We start from the raw sequence: 16,322 nt of genomic DNA, 5'->3' as shown, positions 1-16,322 counted from the left end.
CGCCGTGCGGCCGGAGCCGGGGCCGTCGCATCGCGGTGTCCTGCCCCGACGGGGGCCGCGTGGGGCCATGCCCGAGGGCCGCTGTCCCTCGTCATGCGCCGCGCCGCCGGGCGGGTCAGTACGCCGCGGTGTCCTCGCCGGCGGTGAGCGGGGCGGTCGGGGCGGGCGGGGCCGCGGCCGGAAGGTCGACCCGAAGCAGCGCGCCGCCGCGTGCGGAGCGGGCGACGGTGACCCGGCCGCCGTGGGCGTCGACGACCCGCTGCACGATCGAAAGTCCCAGACCGGATCCCGGCAACGCCCGGGCGCTGTCGGCACGGTAGAACCGGTCGAACACCCGCGGTACGTCGGCGGCGTCGATGCCCGGACCGGCGTCGTCGACCTCGAGCACCACCGAGGCGTCCTCGGCACGGAGGCGGACCTGGACCGGCTGGTCCGCGGGGGACCACTTGCCGGCGTTGTCGATGAGGTTGAGCACAGCCCGCTCGAGCGCGGCGGGACGCCCGCTCACCCACACAGAGGTCACGTCGAGCGCGACCTCGACATCGGGCGCGCGGGAACGTGCCCGGGTCGCGGCGGCCGCCACCACGTCGGCGAGGTCGAGCACCTCGGTGCTCTCGTCGCTGACGTCACCGCGCGCCAGGTCGGAAAGCTCGGCGACAAGGGTGCTCAACTCGGCCACCTGGGCGCCGAGATCCTTGAGCAGCCGGGTCCGGCTCTCCGCCGGCAGTGCGCTGTCCAAGGTGCCGCGCCGATCGAGCCGGATCAGCAGCTCGGCGTTGAGGCGCAGGCTGGTGAGCGGGGTCTTGAGCTCGTGGGCGGCGTCCTCGGCGAGCAGCCGCTGGGCCCGGCGGGAGTCCCGGAGCGCGGCGAGCATGTCGTTGATCGACTGGACCAGCCGTCGGATCTCCCCACCGCCCTCGTCCGGGATGTCGGCGTCGAGATCCCGGGTGTGCGCGACACGTACCGCGGCGGCGGTCAGCCGGTCGATCGGTGCCAGCCCGGTCCGTGCCACGGCCCGCCCTACAAGGGTGCCGCCGACCACGCAGAGCAGCCCGATCAGCAGCATGCCGAACCCGAACTGGTTGATCGGGCTGTCGTCGGCGACCTGGGCCACCTGGACCGCGCCGCCGCCTGCCCGCAGCGTGTAGATGAGGTAGCCGTCCTCGTCGCTGTCGTTCGACTCCATCAGGTCGGCCGACGCGCCCTGCGCCACGCGCCCGGCGTGCTCGCTGACGGCGGGCAGCGCGGGTTGGCCGGCCGGGGTCCGGGTCGAGCCGTCGGGCAGGATGACCCGCACCAGCCGACCGGATCCGGGATACGGCGGTAGCTGGACCTGCGCCAGACCGGCGCGCTGCGCACTCGTCGCCAGGACGCGGGAGTCGGCGCGCAGCTGTTTCTCGGCGGTGTCCCGCAGCTCCCAGGCCATTAGTTCGCTGGCCACCTGGAAGGCGACGAACACGCTGACCGCGATGGCCGTCGCCGCGATCACCGTCAGCCTGCTCCGCAGGGACCGCCGGCGCCACCATCGGGTCAGCCGGCGCGGTTCCCGGTCGGCGGGCCTGCTCACGGAGGAGTCTCCCGCAGCACGTAACCCAGGCCGCGCAGCGTGTAGATCAACCGCGGCTCACCCTCGGCCTCCATCTTGCGGCGCAGGTAACTCACGTATACCTGGAGGTTGTTGGCGGTGGCGCTCATGTCGAAGCCCCAGATCGCCTCGAACAGGGCGTCGCGGGTCAAGACCCGGGTCGCGTTGCTCATAAGGACCTGCAGGAGGGAGAACTCGGTCCGGGTCAGGCGCAGCGGCCGTCCGCCTCGCCACGCCTCGAACCTGTCGGGGTCGAGCCGGACGTCGGCGAACGACAGGATCTGCGACTCCTCGTCGGTCGGCGTGCGTCGGCGCAGCAGGGCCCGTACCCGGGCCAGCAACTCCTCGGTGGCGAACGGCTTGGGCAGGTAGTCGTCGGCGCCCGCGTCCAGCCCCGTGACCCGGTCGGAGACCTGGTCACGGGCGGTCAGCATCAGCACCGGCAGATCCCGGCCCGCGGCCCGCAACCGCCGACAGGTCTCCAACCCGCCGAGACGGGGCATCATCACGTCGAGGATCAGCAGATCCAGCGTGTCGCCGTCGGCCCCACCGAACCCGTCGAGCACGGCGAGACCGTTGGCGACGGTGCTGGTGTCATAACCCTCGACCTGGAGCACCCGCTCCAGCGACTCGCGGATGGCCGCTTCATCATCCGCGATCATGATCCGCACGCCGGCCCGCCCCATTCCAGTCGATGCTTTTTGCCGCTCATTGTCTCCGATCAACCTGAGGCCAGGATTAGAGCGTTGTTGGGGACCGCGCTCGCACGGATACCTAAGAGCGATCGGCAGCAAGCGTGTTGAGTGGTCCATCGGGCGCCCTGGAGACCGGGTAAGCACGAGCGCAGGCGATCATGGAGCTGTCTGCGCTCATTGATTACCAGCGTGCTCGTGCCTGTCCTGCCGTCATACGAGCTCGAAGAGCTGTGAGACCAGTTCGCGGCGCTGCTGACCAAGCACGTCGACACGCGCCCACTCGGCTGCCATAGCCCGGGCATCCCCGGCCGGGTCGTCTTGGTTCACGTCATCGCCGCCCTGGTGCACGGGTTCGGTTACGAACGCATCGCTGGCCCTGGCTGCGAGTAACGGACCGAGGTGGTTGGTTCGCCAGGACGCAGTAACCAGCAGAACCCGATCCTTCAGCGGCAGACTCCACGGTCGGCCTTTGCCGGACGGGGTCTCCACTCTCACACCTCAATGCGGTGATCACCTTGCGGAACTGTCGTGGGCTCAGCCCGTTTTAGCAGGGCTATTCAAGGCGGCAAAGACGCCGGAATCACACCAGCCATGGCAAGGAGCATCCCTCGTCAAGTCGCCGGTGGCGGACGTCAGTCGATCAGCAGCTCGTCAAGGCGCTGGCCGGAACGCGGCGTGTTCATCTCATCGGCCATAGCTATCAGGGCCGCGTGAAACTGCCGGGTGACGGGGAGAGCATCCTCGTAGATCCACGAGCACATGGTGTCGAACGCCAACTCCTCCTCACCGTGTGACAGCAGATGGCGCACATCCGTGATGACCGCCTCTGAGACGAGTGGCGAGTCCGCAAGCAGCGCCGCCACCCGGGCTCGCCACGACAGGCTCACGGGCTGTCCCCACTCCCTGGACGAAGGCATCGACGACCCCACATCCTCGTTGCTCGGCGGAAGGCTGTCGACTCGCCTGATCAGTTACGGGACTTCTCAACACTGATGCCAAGCCGCTACCTCGACGAGCTGTGAGAGCCATGCTCACCCGGGAGCGGCACGCTGAAGAAGCTCGTTGCGAAGCGGTTCACGGCGCCTTCGATGCCGTCGGAACTCCAATCGAGGGTGAGGCCGGCGGCCGTCACTGCATCGAGGTCTCGGAGACGTGGAGGGCGAAGCCGGAGGAGCCGGGCAGTTGGTTGCCGTCGACGGCGTTGATCACGATGAGGAGCATGGCGTCTTTGCGTCAGGGAGGTGGGGGCGGTGATTGGTCGCGTTGCCGTGGATGACCCGTCTGGTGACCGCGCAGCTGAGCATCGTGCGCATGCTCTTGCGACACGGCGATGTCCTGCTTGTCCGCCGCTGACCGGGTCGGACGCCCCAGTACGGCCAGCCACGTCCTGATCGGCGACCATCAGAGACCATCAGAGCCCTGAATGCCCGCCTGTGTCTCGCTCTGGCGTTCGGCAGTATCGGGCGAGGGGAGTGGCGAGGGTGGTGGCTGCGGCGCTGGCGAGCGCGATGACAGTGGTGAACGCGGTGGCAGCACGGCTGACGGCTGTTGGGTAGGTGGCTCCGTCGATGGGGCCAGGGTGCCGGCACCGGCGGCGGCCAGAAGCGCGATGACCGTGATGGCGGTCTGACCCTCATGACCAGGTGACTCGCCTGGAAAGGCGCCCCCCAGCTGGCCGAGGAAAACCGGCGACTGTGAAGGGCTGACTGCCTTCTCAGTCGACAGGCACGTACAGACCGAGGAAGACCGCATAGGCGGTCAGGCTCTCCTCAGGGCCATTCTGGAACCGCTTGACCACACGCTGGACCGGCCAGATCACTGATCCGCCGGCGAGCCGGAGCCTGACATTCAGCTCGCCTGCCGGGTCGGCGTCGTCCGCCTCCCAGACACCGCCGAGACCGAGCCGGATCGTTTCGCCGAGATAGCAGCCCAGGCCGAACAGGCGGGCTCCGAGACCGGCGGCCAAGAGGCCGCCCTCCACTGCCGCGCCCGAGCTGCTGTGCTCTGTCATGAACCGTTCGACATCGCGGAGGCTGCCCGGGGAGAAATCCGCCTGGTATCCCGAAGAGTCGAGAGCGGAAGCGATCCAATCCGCACTCATGCGCACGTCATCCAGCAGTGAAGTCACTAACGGATCATCCCTCCTGCCACTGACAGCACGCTCGATCGTCCACTCACGCCAGACCTCATGCTCTCGGGCATCCACCGTCGTGGGTACGGCAAAAGGTCGGCAGCACACGCACTCAGACGGACAACTGACAACCCGCAAACACTGTCAGAGCCACCCGTGTGAAAACCATTGGTGCCCGACCTGCTCCGTTGATGGACTGACGTCCTGCCGTGAGTCTGCCGCGTGACGGAGGTAGTGGTTGTGACGGGTTATGGCGAGCTTGCCGAGGTGTACGAATGGCTCATCTCGGATGCAAAGTTGGATCCAGCCGAGTTCGCTGCGTCGTTCGACGACGTCCTCAATCTCCTGCCGTCGAACGCTCACGTCCTCGACTGTTCTTGCGGAACCGGACAGTTGGCGGTTGGCCTCGCCGGTCGTGGCCTGCGGGTTGTCGCAACTGACGCCAGCGAGGCGATGGTTCGCCGGACAGCAGCGTTGTCTGAGGAGTTCGGCGCATCCGTGCGGGCCGTACGGGCGAACTGGGAAGAGTTGCCCAACCATTTCCAGGACAACACGTTCGACATGGTGTTCTGCGTCGGCAACTCGCTGCACCATGCCACGGGCGCGAAAGGCAGGGGTGCTGCCCTGGAGTCGATGGCACGGCTTCTGCGCCCCGGCGGGCGTCTGGTACTCACATCCCGCACCTGGGAACGCGTGAGGGCCAGAGGTTCCCGGCTGGAGATCAGTGACCGACTCGTCCGCCGGAACGGTCGCGATGCCGTCGTGGTCTACCGCTGGGAGATCGCGCCGCATTGGGAGGAGGAGCACCACATCGAGATTGCGATCGCGCAAGTTGATGCGACCGGGTTGGTTCTTGTCCGCTCGGAACTGCTGTCCTGCTGGCCCTACCGGTACGAGGAACTCGAAGTCGAACTGCGGCGGGTCGGACTCCAGACGGAACTGAGCACGTTCGATCGTGAGGCCGAGAACTACATGGTGGTCGCGAGCAAGGCATAAACGCCGGACACTCAGTCCCTGGCCGGGGCGCGCGGTTGCTCGCAGGACGCTTGCGCCCTCTCATCGGGGAGGGTTCAAGTGGTCAACGCAACGCAACGCAACGCAACGCCTCGGACGAGGAGTGCTCGTCGATCAGTGAGAGTCGGTCAGGCTTTCCAGCCGACGTCCAGGCACGACTGCGAGAACGTATAGGCTGCCAGTTCCCAGGCATTTTCGCCGCCATCGGAACCGCGAGCGAGGATGGTGGCACCCTCGGCGATGCCGTTGGTTTTGCTGGACTGGGCCCACTCGTTGACCTTGTCGGCGAGGTCGACGCGGGCGTCGGTGGTCTGGGCGGCCTTGTAGCTGTTCGCGAAAACGTCGCAGGCGCGCAATGCCGCGTCGTCGAGTTTGTTCGAGTTGGCTCGCACGCCGTCGCTTCTGCTGCCGCAGGCGGTGAGGGCGAGCGCGGCGAAGGCTAGGGCCGCAAGGTGTTTGGAGCGCATGTTCCCCCTGGAACTGGTGTTGAGAGGGCATCATGCCTGACCCGGGTGATTGTTTCCGGGCACACCGGAACTGGCGTCAGGATTCGGCCTGATTGCGGCGATGGCTGGGTCAGGGTCCCACCCCCGCAAGGTGTTCATTTCGTCGAAGGCCTGCGAGCCTGCGGTGGGATGGGCTCCATATTCCCGCCCCGGGTTCCAACCTCACCACGAGGAGGCGATGTTGACGACGCTGGTTCATCGGTCATGCGGGTGCTGATCGTGCGTGGGCGGAGTGGATTGCCGGGCAGCTTCTCGACTCCGGCGTGAGGTGGAGCTGGACGCCTGGGACTGGGGTGCGGGTGAAGAAGATCCTCGGCCCGGCATCCGGCTCACGTTGCGGGGAGGATACGGCGCGTCTCGTAGGCCCACATCGCGATCTCGACCCGGTTACGGGCACCGAGTTTGGCCATCAGGCTGGCCAGATGCGTCTTGACCGTGCTGAGGCTGATGTGCAGTGCGTCGGCGATCTCGGTGTTGGTCAGCCCGCGAGCGACGGCGAGGAGCACCTGCTCCTCGCGGGCGGTGACGGGGGCGACCGGCTGGGCCGCCGGCCGGCCGGCGGGGAGGTCCGCGAATGCCTGGAGCAGACGGACGGTGACGCTGGGCGCGATGAGCGCCTCCCCGTCGGACGCCGATCGCACGGCCTGGGCCAGAAGGTCGGGTCCCGTGTCCTTGAGGAGGAATCCGCGGGCGCCGGCACGTAGTGAGCCGTAGACGTACTCGTCGAGGTCGAACGTGGTGATGACGACCACGACCAGTGGGTCGGTGACGCCCGGGCCGGCGACCAGCCGGGTGGCCTCGAGCCCGTCGATGACGGGCATGCGGATGTCGAACAGGCAGACGTCGGGGCGCAGTTCGCGGGCCAGGCGTACCGCTTCGCGCCCGTCGGCGGCCTCGCCGACCACCTCGATGCCGGGCTGGGCGTTGAGCATGATCCGCAATCCGGTGCGGATGATGGTCTGGTCGTCAGCGACGAGGACGCGAATGGACACCGCTCTCGCTCCTCGCTCTCGGCAGTTGGGCTTCGACACACCAGCCCTGGTCGGCGCCGGGGCCGGCTTGCAGTGTGCCGCCGAGCAGGGTGGCGCGCTCGCGCAGTCCGGTAAGTCCGTATCCGTCGCGACCCCGGCCGGTGCGGCGGCCGTTGTCGTGCACGCTCACTCGTACCGTGTGCCGTTCGGCGGCGACCCGGACGACGAGGTCGGTCGCGTCGACCGCATGACGCAGGGCGTTGGTCACCGACTCCTGCACGATCCGGTAGACGGCCGCGTCAACGGCCGGGGGCAGCGCGTCCAGTTCGCCGTCGAGCCCCAGGTCGACCCTGAGGCGACCACCCGGGGTGCGCACCAGGCGCTCCAGATCCGCGACTCCGGCAGGGGGCGCCAGCTCGGCGCCGACCCCGCGGTCGCGCAGCGCGGCGACCATGGCGCGCATTTCCTCCAGCGTGCGCGCTCCTTCCTCCTCGACCCCCTCCAGCGCCTTGACGGCGGCAGAGGGGTCTGTGTCCGCGAGTACCCCGCCCGCTTGGGCGATGATCACCATGGCCGACACGTGGTGGGCCACCGTGTCGTGCAGTTCCCGGGCGAGTTGCTCGCGCTCGCGGGCGCGCACCTGGTCCAACTGCCGCTCCCGAGCGGTCACCCAGAACCGCGCGGCAGCCCCGAACACGCCGGGCATCAGCAGGAAGACGAAGCCCACGACGTTCTCGACGACCGGCGTCTCGTCCGTGACGGAACACAGCGCGCCGGTCGTGAGGATCACCGCGCCGCCCAGCACGATCTCGCGTCCCGATCCCCACCGGGGCAGCGCGTACACCAGCACGAGCACAACCATGCCGGTGTACAGGCCGACGGGCTCGCGCGAGGCGGCGACCAGTGAGGCCACCTGAAGCAGGGCCATCGAGCCGAACGCCAGCGTGACCATCGCCAGGGGGCGGGTGCGGCGCCACAGGGGCAGCAGGCACAGCCATACGGCGAACACCACCGCCACCGGCCGCCACACGACGTTCTCGCGCAGGGTGGCCTCCAGCACCACACCGGCAAGCCCCGCGGCGAGCAGCGCCCAGTCCCGCCACACCCGGAAGGGCGCGTCGGGCGGCCGGGGTTCGGTCCACAGGGATCGCAGGTCTTCTCGCAGCACGGTTCTCAGCCTAGGGACCGTGGCATGCCGCGCATCGGCCGAAAGGACGGTTCGTCACTCCGCCCGGGGGCCGACGGATCCGCGGCCCGCGGGCCGATGCCGCGGAACGCCGTAGCGGCGAGCCTCGGCATCGGCGGCCGTACAAGGACGGCCGACGAGGTGGTTGGAGGACCCCGATGCTCTCAACTGGCCTGTTGCGCCTGGGCACTAGTGCCGCCCGCCATCCCTGGCGGGTGATCGCGGCATGGCTGATCGCCGCCACGCTCGCCGTGGTCGCCGCGATCGCCATCGGCGGGCGGACCGCGGACTCGATGACCGCTCCGGGACTGGACTCCGGGCGGGCCGCGGAGCTGATCGAGCGAGCCGGCACCGGCCAGGAGGGGATGACCGCCCAAGTGGTCGTCACCCCCCTCGACGACGGGGCGACGTTCTTCGACCACGGCAGCGCGCGGACCGCTCTGGCGCGGCTGCAGTCCGAGGTGAAGCGGCTGCCGCACGTGCTCGGCACGAGCGACCCGGTGGGGGCACTCGACGCGCGCGGGGACACCGCCGTGCGCGGCGGCCTTGTCTCGGCCGACGGGCGGATCGCGGTCGTCCGGGTGCAGTATCCCGACCAGAGCCGACTCTCGGCCGAAGACCTCGACGCCCTCGTCGGTCTCGGCGACCGGCTGCGTGCCGAGCTGCCCCTGCGCATCGAGATGGGCGGGAACCTCTTCTACGCCTTCTCCGACGCTGACGGCGGCGTGAGCGAGCTGATCGGCCTCCTCGCCGCGGCCGCGGTCCTGTTCCTGGCGTTCGGTTCGCTCGTCGCCGCCGCGCTGCCGATCGGTATGGCGGTCTTCGGGCTGACCATCGGAGTTGCCACGATGACGGTGCTGGCGGGGGTCACGGACGTTCCCACCTTCGCGCCGGTCCTGGGCAGCATGGTCGGGCTCGGAGTGGGCATCGACTATGCGCTGTTCGTGCTCGCCAGGCACCGGGAGTACCTCGTGCGCGGGCTCGATCCCCACGAGGCGGCGGGGCGAGCGGTGGCCACGGCGGGGCGGCCGGTGGTCTTCGCCGGCGGCACCGTCGTCGTGTCGATCCTCGGCCTGGCGGTCGCGAACGTGCCGTTCATGACGGTGGGCGGGCTCGCCGTCTCGATCGTCGTTCTGATCATGGTGCTCGCGTCGGTGACGCTGCTGCCGGCCTTCCTCGGTGCCGCCGGCCCACGCCTGGCCCGGGCCGGACGGATCGGCCGGGCTCTGCAGACCGGGAAGCTGGGGCGACTCGTACGGCCAAGGGACAGGGTGGCGGGCGCCGCTCCCGCCGCTGGTTGGCGGCGCTGGATCGGGCACGTCAGCCGGCACCCGGTGCCGTACGCGGTCGGCGCGGCGGGGCTGCTGCTGACCGCGACGCTGCCCGTGCTCGGCCTGCGCGTCGGCCTGCCCGACGACGGCTCACTGCCCCACAGCCGTACCGAACGCCGCGCCTACGACCTGGTCGCCGAGGGGTTCGGCCCGGGCACCAACGGTCCCCTCGTCATTGCTGCGGACCCCACGGGTGATCCGGGAGTGCTGGACCGACTCGTCGGGGCCCTCGCGGCGGATCCGGGCATCGCGTTCGTCGCACCGACGCACGTCGATCGGGCCACGGGCATCGCGACCCTCGTGGTGTTCCCGACCACCAGCCCTCAGGACAAGGCCACGGCCGACACCATCGCCCGGCTGCGCACCGACGTGCTGCCCACGGCGATCGGGCACGGCCCGGCGAGGGCCCACGTCGGCGGCGCCGCCGCGAGCCTGTCCGATGTGGGCCAACGCACCAGCGAGCGCCTGCCGTTGTTCGTCGCCGCAGTGCTGGCGATGTCGTTCCTGCTGCTGATGCTGGTCTTCCGCTCGGTACTCGTACCGCTCAAGGCGGTACTGCTGAATCTGCTGAGCATCGGCGCGGCCTACGGCGTCATGGTCGCGGTCTTCCAGTGGGGCTGGGGAGGCGCACTCATCGGGCTGGAAGCGACCGTTCCGATCGTGTCGTTCATCCCGATGTTCCTCTTCGCCATCCTGTTCGGCCTGTCGATGGACTACGAGGTCTTCCTCCTCTCCCGTGTACGCGAGGAGTACCTGCGCACCGGCGACAATGGCACGGCGATCGTCGAGGGCGTCTCGCGCACCGCCCGGATCATCACCTCGGCCGCCCTCATCATGGTGGCGGTCTTCCTGTCCTTCGCCGTCGCCGAGGACCCCTCCACCAAGATGTTCGGGCTCGGCCTGGCCACCGCGATCTTCATCGACGCCACGGTCGTACGCATGGTGCTGGTACCGGCGACCATGACACTCCTCGGCCGGACCAACTGGTGGCTGCCGAAGTGGCTGGACCGGACGCTTCCCCGCGGCCCGGTCGGCACCGACGCGGAATCCACGGGTGCGGCCCCGCCAGTGGGAACCAAGGTGCCGTCAGCGATCAACACAGCATCTTGCGAATCCGCCGACGCTGACGCAGAGATAGGGCGGGCCCGACACGGTCGATGACGCGGTCGGCAGCCGACTTCGAGATCCCGACGAGCGGGGCGAGCTGTCGCAGAGTCAGGTTGGCTGGCCGGTACGCGATGACGGGTACCGAACGGGGACATCCACCGGGTTCATTTGCCGTGATCACGGCGCGATCATCTCCCGACCTTGAAAAGCCGTACAGGTAGTCAGGGCGACGAGCCACCGGTTCCTCGCCGCGGTCCCGCAGCTGGGCGACAGCCGCCCGCTCCAGATTCTGATCACCGCTCCGAAGAGCCAGAAGGATGGCCTTCGCAAGTCGTCCTGGCTCATTGCTGGCCGGCACGAACGACCAGACCCCGTCCCGGTGAACGTGGGTGTCCGCCAGGAGCTCTCGTTCGGATCACTTGGCGGGGGTTCGATCTACGGGCCCGCCGGCGCAGGCGGGACCACTGCCCGCGACGATGCGCTTGTGAGTGATGACCTTGCGGTGTGGTACGGCGACCGTCCACTCGACGACCGCCAAGCGGGCTTGACCTACGACGAGCTCTACGAGCGCTACCTGGAGTCGGACGATGTCGTCGTGCCTCCGGCGCCGCGCACCGTGACGTATGTGGAAGCGCTCGTCGCGCGATATCCGGACGACGTGGATCGCAGTGTCGTATGGGCGTCCCCGCCGGTCATCGAGGAGGCATCGGGCCCGATCGTGTACCTGCTCATGTCCTATGGCAAGGCAGAGGAAGTGTCCGAGTACGCCGCTTCGCTGGCTCGCGAGCACGGACTCATCTGCTTCGATCCGCAGGAAGAATGCCTCCGGCCCTGATCGGCTTGCTGGTTCAGCGGGCAGACCAGAGGAACGTCGGCGTCACCTTCGTCTCCGTTGCAGGATTGCTGAGTCTGATCGTCCAGTAGGCGGGCCAGGGTTAGGAACTAGCACTCAGGCCCTGGTTGGGCCTGTGATGGGGCCTGCTGCTATTGGCTGGCGCACTGTTGGCTGGATGCTCGGTTTCCTCTGGTCGTAGCTGTGTGGCGGTGTGGACCAGGCTGGCGAGGGTGGGGGAGTGGCTGTGTGCGGGCCAGACGATGTGGGTGACGACGGTGGGTGCGTCGGTCAGGGGGATGGCCGTGTGTTCGGTCCATAGCCAGGAGCGGGCGGAGTCGGGGACGACCGCCACGGTGCGTCCGAGCGCGATGAGTTGGGCCAGTTGCGTGGTGTTGTGGATCTCGGGTCCGGGGCCGGGCGCGTAGACGCCGCGGGTGGGCCAGCGGGCGAGCGGCAGATCGGGGATGTCCCTGACGTCGGCCAGAGTGAGGGTTTCGCGGGTGGCGAGGGGGTGCCCGGCGGGGAGAACGGCGACCTGCCCCTCGGCCGTGAGTGCCTCGCTGTCGAAGCCGGCGAGGGAGTTCCATGGCGTGTGCATGAGGGCGACGTCGGCGCGTCCGTCGCGCAGCAGTTCCTCCTGCTCGCACAGGCCGCACGGCAGGACTTCGATCTCGGCGCTGTCGGGCTGGGCCGCATAGGCGTCGAGGAGTTGGCGCAGCAGTTCGTGGGAGGCGGCGGCCTTGACCGCGAGGACCAGTTGGTTGCGGGGACCACCGGGGCTGTCTGCGCCGCCGGCGCGGCGGGTTCGGCGGGCGGCGGCGAGGGTGGCGTCGAGGGCGGCCCGGCCCTCGACGAGCAGTACCTCTCCGGCACCGGTCAGGCGCACTCCACGGCGGTTGCGCTGCAACAGGCAGGTCCCCAGACGCCGTTCGAGCTGCTGGATCGCCCGCGACAGTGGCGGCTGGGCCATGCCCAGGCGCTCGGCAGCGCGTCCGAAGTGCAGTTCCTCGGCGACAGCGACGAAGTACCTCAACTCGCGGGTTTCGAGGGTGTCCACGGCCGCAGCATACGCGGTGATACCCGACGGGTATGACAGGGCACCGGATCGGTGTTGGCCGCGCAACTCGCCCCAGGGCCACCATCATCGGCATGAGCGAAACGAAGATCGCGCTGGTGACCGGCGCGAACAAGGGCATCGGATACGAGATCGCGGCCGGGCTGGGCAGCCTTGGCTACCGCGTGGCCGTTGGAGCCCGCGACGAGACCCGACGCGAAACGGCCGTCGGGAAACTGCGCGCCCTCGGCGTGGACACGTTCGGGGTACCGCTGGACGTGACCGATGACCGGAGCGCCACAGATGCGGCGGAACTGGTCGAACGGCTGGCCGGCCGCCTGGATGCCCTGGTCAACAACGCCGGCATCTCGGGCGAGATGGGCCCGGGGTGGGAGCAGGACCCGACCGCGCTCGACCTGGACGTACTGCGCGCGGTCGTGGACACCAACGTCCTGGGAGTCGTCCGGGTCACCAACGCCATGCTGCCGCTGCTGCGCCGCTCGGCCTCGCCACGCATCGTCAACGTCTCCAGCAGCGTCGGCTCCCTGGGCCGGCAGGCGGACCCCGACACCGACATCGGCCCCATCATGGCGGCCTACGCGCCGTCGAAGACGTTCCTCAACGCCCTCACCGTCCAGTACGCCCGGCAGTTCACCGGTACGAACATCTTGATCAATGCCGCCTGCCCGGGCCTGGTCGCCACCGATTTCACCGGCTTCCACGGACCCCGCACACCCGAACAGGGCGCGGCCACAGCGATCCGGCTCGCCACACTGCCCGACGGCGGCCCGAGCGGTTCCTTCTTCGAGGACGACGGCGTCGTCCCCTGGTGATCACGACCTGTCCCGGGCCGACGAAGCCCCGGCGCGTCCACGTTCTCCGGTGCACCCCTGCTGAGCCCTCTGGCCAACGGAACCCTTCTGCCGTTCCATGGAGTTGTCGTGGGACGGGGGCCTGCCATGAGACTGCACCTGCGGCGGCGGAAGCTCACCGGATTGTCGCCGGTCCCGGGGCGAGACGTGTTCATCTCGTACGCACGTGAAGACAGCCCCTTCGTCGAGGACACCCTGTCGCCATGGCTGCGAGAGCAAGGAAGCTCGTACTGGGTCGATCTGCACGAGCTGCCGGGCGGAGTCGACTTCCCCACCCGCATCACCACCGGCATCGTGGGCAGTAAGACCTTCCTCTTCGTACTCAGCCCGGACTCGCTCGCCTCGGAGCACTGCCAAGAGGAGCTCACTGTCGCGGTGCGGGACCACAAACGCCTGGTCCCCGTGGTCCGCCGAGAGCCGGGCGACGACGACATCCCGTTGAGTCTGCGCACCATCCAATGGGTGTGGTGGCGCGGCCCGTCGGACGACGCACGCGCAAAGCGTCAGCTGGCCGCCGCGCTCGCCGGGGACGTCGAATGGCGCGAGCGCCAGGCCGGAATCGCCCTGAGGACCAGGGAGTGGATCAGCCACGGGCGCAACCGGACCTATCTGTTGCGCGGGGCCACGCTTGCAGCCGCGGAGGCATGGCTGGCGGACGGCACGGACCGGCTGGAACGGCCCACCCCGCAGGAGATCGAGTTCATCACCCGTAGCCGTACCACGCGGACGACGAGACTGCGCGTGGCCGTCGCCGTGATGCTTGTGCTGACGGTCCTGATGAGCCTGCTCGCGGTGGTGTCCTGGACCGAACGGGGCCGCGCCGTGCGCCAGGAGCGGGAGGCCAGGCGCCAGACCGCCACGGCGTATGCACGCGAGCTCGCGCAGCGGGCGGACTCCACGCGCACGACCGATCCGCAGCTGGCGCTCCATCTGGCGCTGCGCGGCGTGCTGAAGTCCCGGACACCGGAGGGCGAGACGATGTTGCGCAAAGTGCTCACCGCGGCCCGGACCCGCGAAGGAACACCCGTGCCAGGCCCCCCGACAGGCAAGCTCACCGCCCTCGGCCTCGGCGCGAACTACGGTGTGGCAACTTCCCCCGACGGCCGGCTCACGGTCTGGCGCCTGCGAGACCGGAGCCAGATACTGCGCGACGCACCGCTCGAGGGATCCGCCGTCTTCAGCCTCGACGAACGGCTGCTCGCGGTCCGGACGAGCCAGGGGGCGCTGTCCGTGTGGGACCTCGTAACGGGGCAGCGCGTCGCCTCGCAGACGGGCGTGCGAACCGTCGACCCTGCAGGCCCTGACGGGATCTCCTACGTCCACGAACTCGGCGGCGGCCTCGGGACCGTGGATAGCGTCAGCACGAGCGAAACGGACTACGCACCGAGCCTGCCGGACCCGTTGCCTACTGCGGGGCTCCTTGCGGCACTACCGGAGGACCCCACGAACACTTTTCTCGGCATGAGCTCATACGTCACCACAGTCGATCGAAACCACGTGGACACTTGGCAGCTCGTAGTGACCGGCGCACCCCAACGAGGGCGCCCCACACACCGGTACACCCAGCCCGGGGGCATCGACCACGCCTGGGTGGACCCCGTCGGGCAGCGCGTCGTGACGACGAACGAGCGGGGCTCGACCGTCGTGTCCGCAAACGGGACACTGGTGAGCCGAGTGCCTCTCGCCTCCCTCGCGTCCGTGGCCTTCAGCAGCGACGGCGAACTCATGATCGCCATGCCGCAGACGGGAGCTCCCGCCGTGGCCCAGACCGACACAGGCGAGATCCTGGCCACCTTGCCCGGCGGCACGGGACGCACCGCGGCCTTCACGCAGGACGGTCGAGCCGTCGTCGTCGCCAGGACCGACGGCACGCTACGGCGTCATGAGTGCGTGCCCTGTCTCCCGTACAAGGATCTCCTCGACCTGGCGAAGAAGTCACTGACCCGTCCGATGACTTGGGAAGAGCGGCGCGTCCACCTGCATGAGGAGCCGTCGCAGGGATGCCCGTTGCTGACCGGCGACCTGCGTCGGACGTGCATCGACATCGATCCGGACTCCGGCCCGCCGGGCACCGTGGTCGAAGTCGGCTTCGTCAACTTCCCAGCCGGCACACAGCGGCTGCGCTTTACCGATGCGCGCGATCGGGAGTGGGATCTGGGACAGGTCGAGCTGCCCGGACCGCACGCCACGGTGAGGGTGACCGTCCCCGGCGGCGCGCCGCCGGGAGTCGGCCGTTTCTCCACGGAGTTCCTGCCGTCGGTCTGGCACGAGGAGTACGTGGACTTCGAGGTGACCTGCCTGTGGTGCTGCCCGGCGTCGGCTCAGCCCGTTGCACCTCCCTCAGTTCGGGGTGCACGCAGCTCCGGGGATCGCAGGTGGGGGAGCCAGGGGCTTTGCGACGAGGGCACCAACACGAACTCGGAGCGCCGATGCACGCCTTTCGGGCTTCTCCTCTTGCCTACGCGGCAGCGAGCAGCAGGAGCTCGGGTACGCCCTGGGCCTGCTGAGGAATTTTCACCCCCCCTGGGCGCGACGTCATCAACGACGGCGCCGAGGCCCTATTAGAATGTAAGGCTCGACATGGCGGACGCACTTCCCAACCCGGCAAGCGACGACACGAACCGATTCGAATCTGCGCCCGACCCTGACGGCACTTTGATCCCCATACCTTCAGAGGCGCCGCAAGGGAAAATCATTCGAGATGATGCCCGGATCACGGTCACTGCACGTCAGGCGAACGGCTATTACGTGGAGATCTACAACGGTCCCCCCGATCCGCCGAGTGAAGTCAGCGAATTCGTCAATGACGTCCTTACCGAAGCCGGCCAGAAAGCGATCGAAGACGCGCTCCTCGATGGAGCGCCTGCGGTCCTGGGTTTCCTCGCTTCGGCTGCCGGCGTCCTGGCATCGGTACTCACAACCTCACCCTTGCTGAATGAACAGTATTTCAGAGGGGCTATGGATGATGGGACACAAGTCACGTATGTGGTGCTTACTCCGCACGACTAAGGGCCGTCCGTAAGTGATCTTCGAAC

Annotated in this window: 13 protein-coding genes and 4 pseudogenes; 7 read left to right on the top strand and 10 right to left on the bottom strand. The window is 68.8% G+C overall.

The window, feature by feature from the left end; all coding sequences use genetic code 11:
- Positions 1-115: 115 nt before the first annotated feature.
- A complete protein-coding gene (locus ACIHIX_RS24950) occupies positions 116-1,567 on the bottom strand; it encodes an ATP-binding protein (protein ID WP_399959696.1) in 1,452 nt (483 codons plus the stop codon).
- On the bottom strand, positions 1,564-2,256 hold the full coding sequence (locus ACIHIX_RS24945; protein ID WP_399959694.1) for a response regulator transcription factor: 693 nt from the start codon (positions 2,254-2,256) through the stop codon (positions 1,564-1,566). The genes ACIHIX_RS24950 and ACIHIX_RS24945 overlap by 4 nt, the downstream gene beginning before the upstream one ends.
- A gap of 273 nt (positions 2,257-2,529) precedes the next feature.
- On the opposite strand from ACIHIX_RS24945, the pseudogene ACIHIX_RS24940 reads away from it, so the two are divergent.
- A pseudogene (locus ACIHIX_RS24940) lies at positions 2,530-2,664 on the top strand (IS5/IS1182 family transposase); the annotation flags it as partial.
- Here ACIHIX_RS24940 and ACIHIX_RS24935 read toward each other — a convergent pair.
- From ACIHIX_RS24935 to ACIHIX_RS24925, 3 genes and pseudogenes are all read right to left on the bottom strand, one after another.
- Positions 2,626-2,818 (bottom strand): annotated as a pseudogene (locus ACIHIX_RS24935) (IS5/IS1182 family transposase); the annotation flags it as partial. The pseudogenes ACIHIX_RS24940 and ACIHIX_RS24935 sit on opposite strands and share 39 nt — an antisense overlap.
- A 94-nt stretch (positions 2,819-2,912) precedes the next feature.
- The gene (locus ACIHIX_RS24930; protein ID WP_399959692.1) at positions 2,913-3,167 is read right to left on the bottom strand and encodes a MafI family immunity protein; all 255 of its coding nucleotides are present in this window, start codon (positions 3,165-3,167) and stop codon (positions 2,913-2,915) included.
- An 827-nt stretch (positions 3,168-3,994) separates the two neighbouring features.
- Positions 3,995-4,408: a hypothetical protein gene (locus ACIHIX_RS24925; protein WP_399959690.1), complete on the bottom strand. Its 414-nt coding sequence runs from the start codon at positions 4,406-4,408 to the stop codon at positions 3,995-3,997.
- A gap of 243 nt (positions 4,409-4,651) precedes the next feature.
- Between ACIHIX_RS24925 and ACIHIX_RS24920 the strand changes: the two genes are divergently transcribed.
- Positions 4,652-5,407: a class I SAM-dependent methyltransferase gene (locus tag ACIHIX_RS24920; RefSeq protein WP_399960201.1), complete on the top strand. Its 756-nt coding sequence runs from the start codon at positions 4,652-4,654 to the stop codon at positions 5,405-5,407.
- A 146-nt stretch (positions 5,408-5,553) separates the two neighbouring features.
- Here the strand turns inward: ACIHIX_RS24920 and ACIHIX_RS24915 are convergent, their stop codons facing one another.
- From ACIHIX_RS24915 to ACIHIX_RS24905, 3 genes are all read right to left on the bottom strand, one after another.
- On the bottom strand, positions 5,554-5,892 hold the full coding sequence (locus ACIHIX_RS24915; RefSeq protein WP_399959688.1) for a hypothetical protein: 339 nt from the start codon (positions 5,890-5,892) through the stop codon (positions 5,554-5,556).
- 368 nt (positions 5,893-6,260) lie between these two features.
- Positions 6,261-6,923: a response regulator gene (locus ACIHIX_RS24910; protein ID WP_399959686.1), complete on the bottom strand. Its 663-nt coding sequence runs from the start codon at positions 6,921-6,923 to the stop codon at positions 6,261-6,263.
- Entirely contained in the window at positions 6,898-8,070 is a 1,173-nt protein-coding gene (locus ACIHIX_RS24905; RefSeq protein ID WP_399959684.1) for a sensor histidine kinase, read from the bottom strand. The genes ACIHIX_RS24910 and ACIHIX_RS24905 overlap by 26 nt, the downstream gene beginning before the upstream one ends.
- A 176-nt stretch (positions 8,071-8,246) precedes the next feature.
- On the opposite strand from ACIHIX_RS24905, the pseudogene ACIHIX_RS24900 reads away from it, so the two are divergent.
- Positions 8,247-10,355 (top strand): annotated as a pseudogene (locus ACIHIX_RS24900) (MMPL family transporter); the annotation flags it as partial.
- Positions 10,356-10,486: 131 nt separating this feature from the next.
- Here ACIHIX_RS24900 and ACIHIX_RS24895 read toward each other — a convergent pair.
- Positions 10,487-10,764, bottom strand: a pseudogene (locus ACIHIX_RS24895) (hypothetical protein); the annotation flags it as partial.
- Between the two features lie 246 nt (positions 10,765-11,010).
- On the opposite strand from ACIHIX_RS24895, the gene ACIHIX_RS24890 reads away from it, so the two are divergent.
- The gene (locus ACIHIX_RS24890) at positions 11,011-11,361 is read left to right on the top strand and encodes a hypothetical protein (protein WP_399959682.1); all 351 of its coding nucleotides are present in this window, start codon (positions 11,011-11,013) and stop codon (positions 11,359-11,361) included.
- Between the two features lie 100 nt (positions 11,362-11,461).
- Here the strand turns inward: ACIHIX_RS24890 and ACIHIX_RS24885 are convergent, their stop codons facing one another.
- Complete coding sequence (locus ACIHIX_RS24885; protein WP_399959680.1) at positions 11,462-12,418, bottom strand: LysR family transcriptional regulator; 957 nt, start codon at positions 12,416-12,418, stop codon at positions 11,462-11,464.
- A gap of 92 nt (positions 12,419-12,510) precedes the next feature.
- On the opposite strand from ACIHIX_RS24885, the gene ACIHIX_RS24880 reads away from it, so the two are divergent.
- The 3 genes from ACIHIX_RS24880 (at position 12,511) to ACIHIX_RS24870 (ending at position 16,296) form a co-directional block, all read left to right on the top strand.
- The gene (locus tag ACIHIX_RS24880; protein ID WP_399959678.1) at positions 12,511-13,248 is read left to right on the top strand and encodes an SDR family oxidoreductase; all 738 of its coding nucleotides are present in this window, start codon (positions 12,511-12,513) and stop codon (positions 13,246-13,248) included.
- A gap of 126 nt (positions 13,249-13,374) precedes the next feature.
- Positions 13,375-15,852 carry a toll/interleukin-1 receptor domain-containing protein gene (locus ACIHIX_RS24875; RefSeq protein ID WP_399959676.1) on the top strand — a complete coding sequence of 826 codons (2,478 nt, stop codon included), beginning with the start codon at positions 13,375-13,377 and terminating at the stop codon, positions 15,850-15,852.
- Positions 15,853-15,867: 15 nt separating this feature from the next.
- Positions 15,868-16,296, top strand: coding sequence for a hypothetical protein (locus tag ACIHIX_RS24870; protein ID WP_399959674.1), 429 nt, complete (start codon positions 15,868-15,870; stop codon positions 16,294-16,296).
- Positions 16,297-16,322 lie beyond the last annotated feature (26 nt).

The organism is Streptomyces sp. NPDC051913, assembly GCF_044593635.1.
In the GTDB taxonomy this organism is placed as follows: domain Bacteria; phylum Actinomycetota; class Actinomycetes; order Streptomycetales; family Streptomycetaceae; genus Streptomyces.
Note: the sequence above shows the minus strand (reverse complement) of the source record. Positions and strands in the feature narration are given on the sequence as shown.

What these genes read in the sequence shown, in the direction of transcription:
- ACIHIX_RS24915 (WP_399959688.1), bottom strand. Translation starts at nt 5,892, where the DNA reads ATGCGCTCCAAACACCTTGCGGCCCTAGCCTTCGCCGCGCTCGCCCTC.
- ACIHIX_RS24880 (WP_399959678.1), top strand. Translation starts at nt 12,511, where the DNA reads ATGAGCGAAACGAAGATCGCGCTGGTGACCGGCGCGAACAAGGGCATC.
- ACIHIX_RS24875 (WP_399959676.1), top strand. Translation starts at nt 13,375, where the DNA reads ATGAGACTGCACCTGCGGCGGCGGAAGCTCACCGGATTGTCGCCGGTC.
- ACIHIX_RS24870 (WP_399959674.1), top strand. Translation starts at nt 15,868, where the DNA reads ATGGCGGACGCACTTCCCAACCCGGCAAGCGACGACACGAACCGATTC.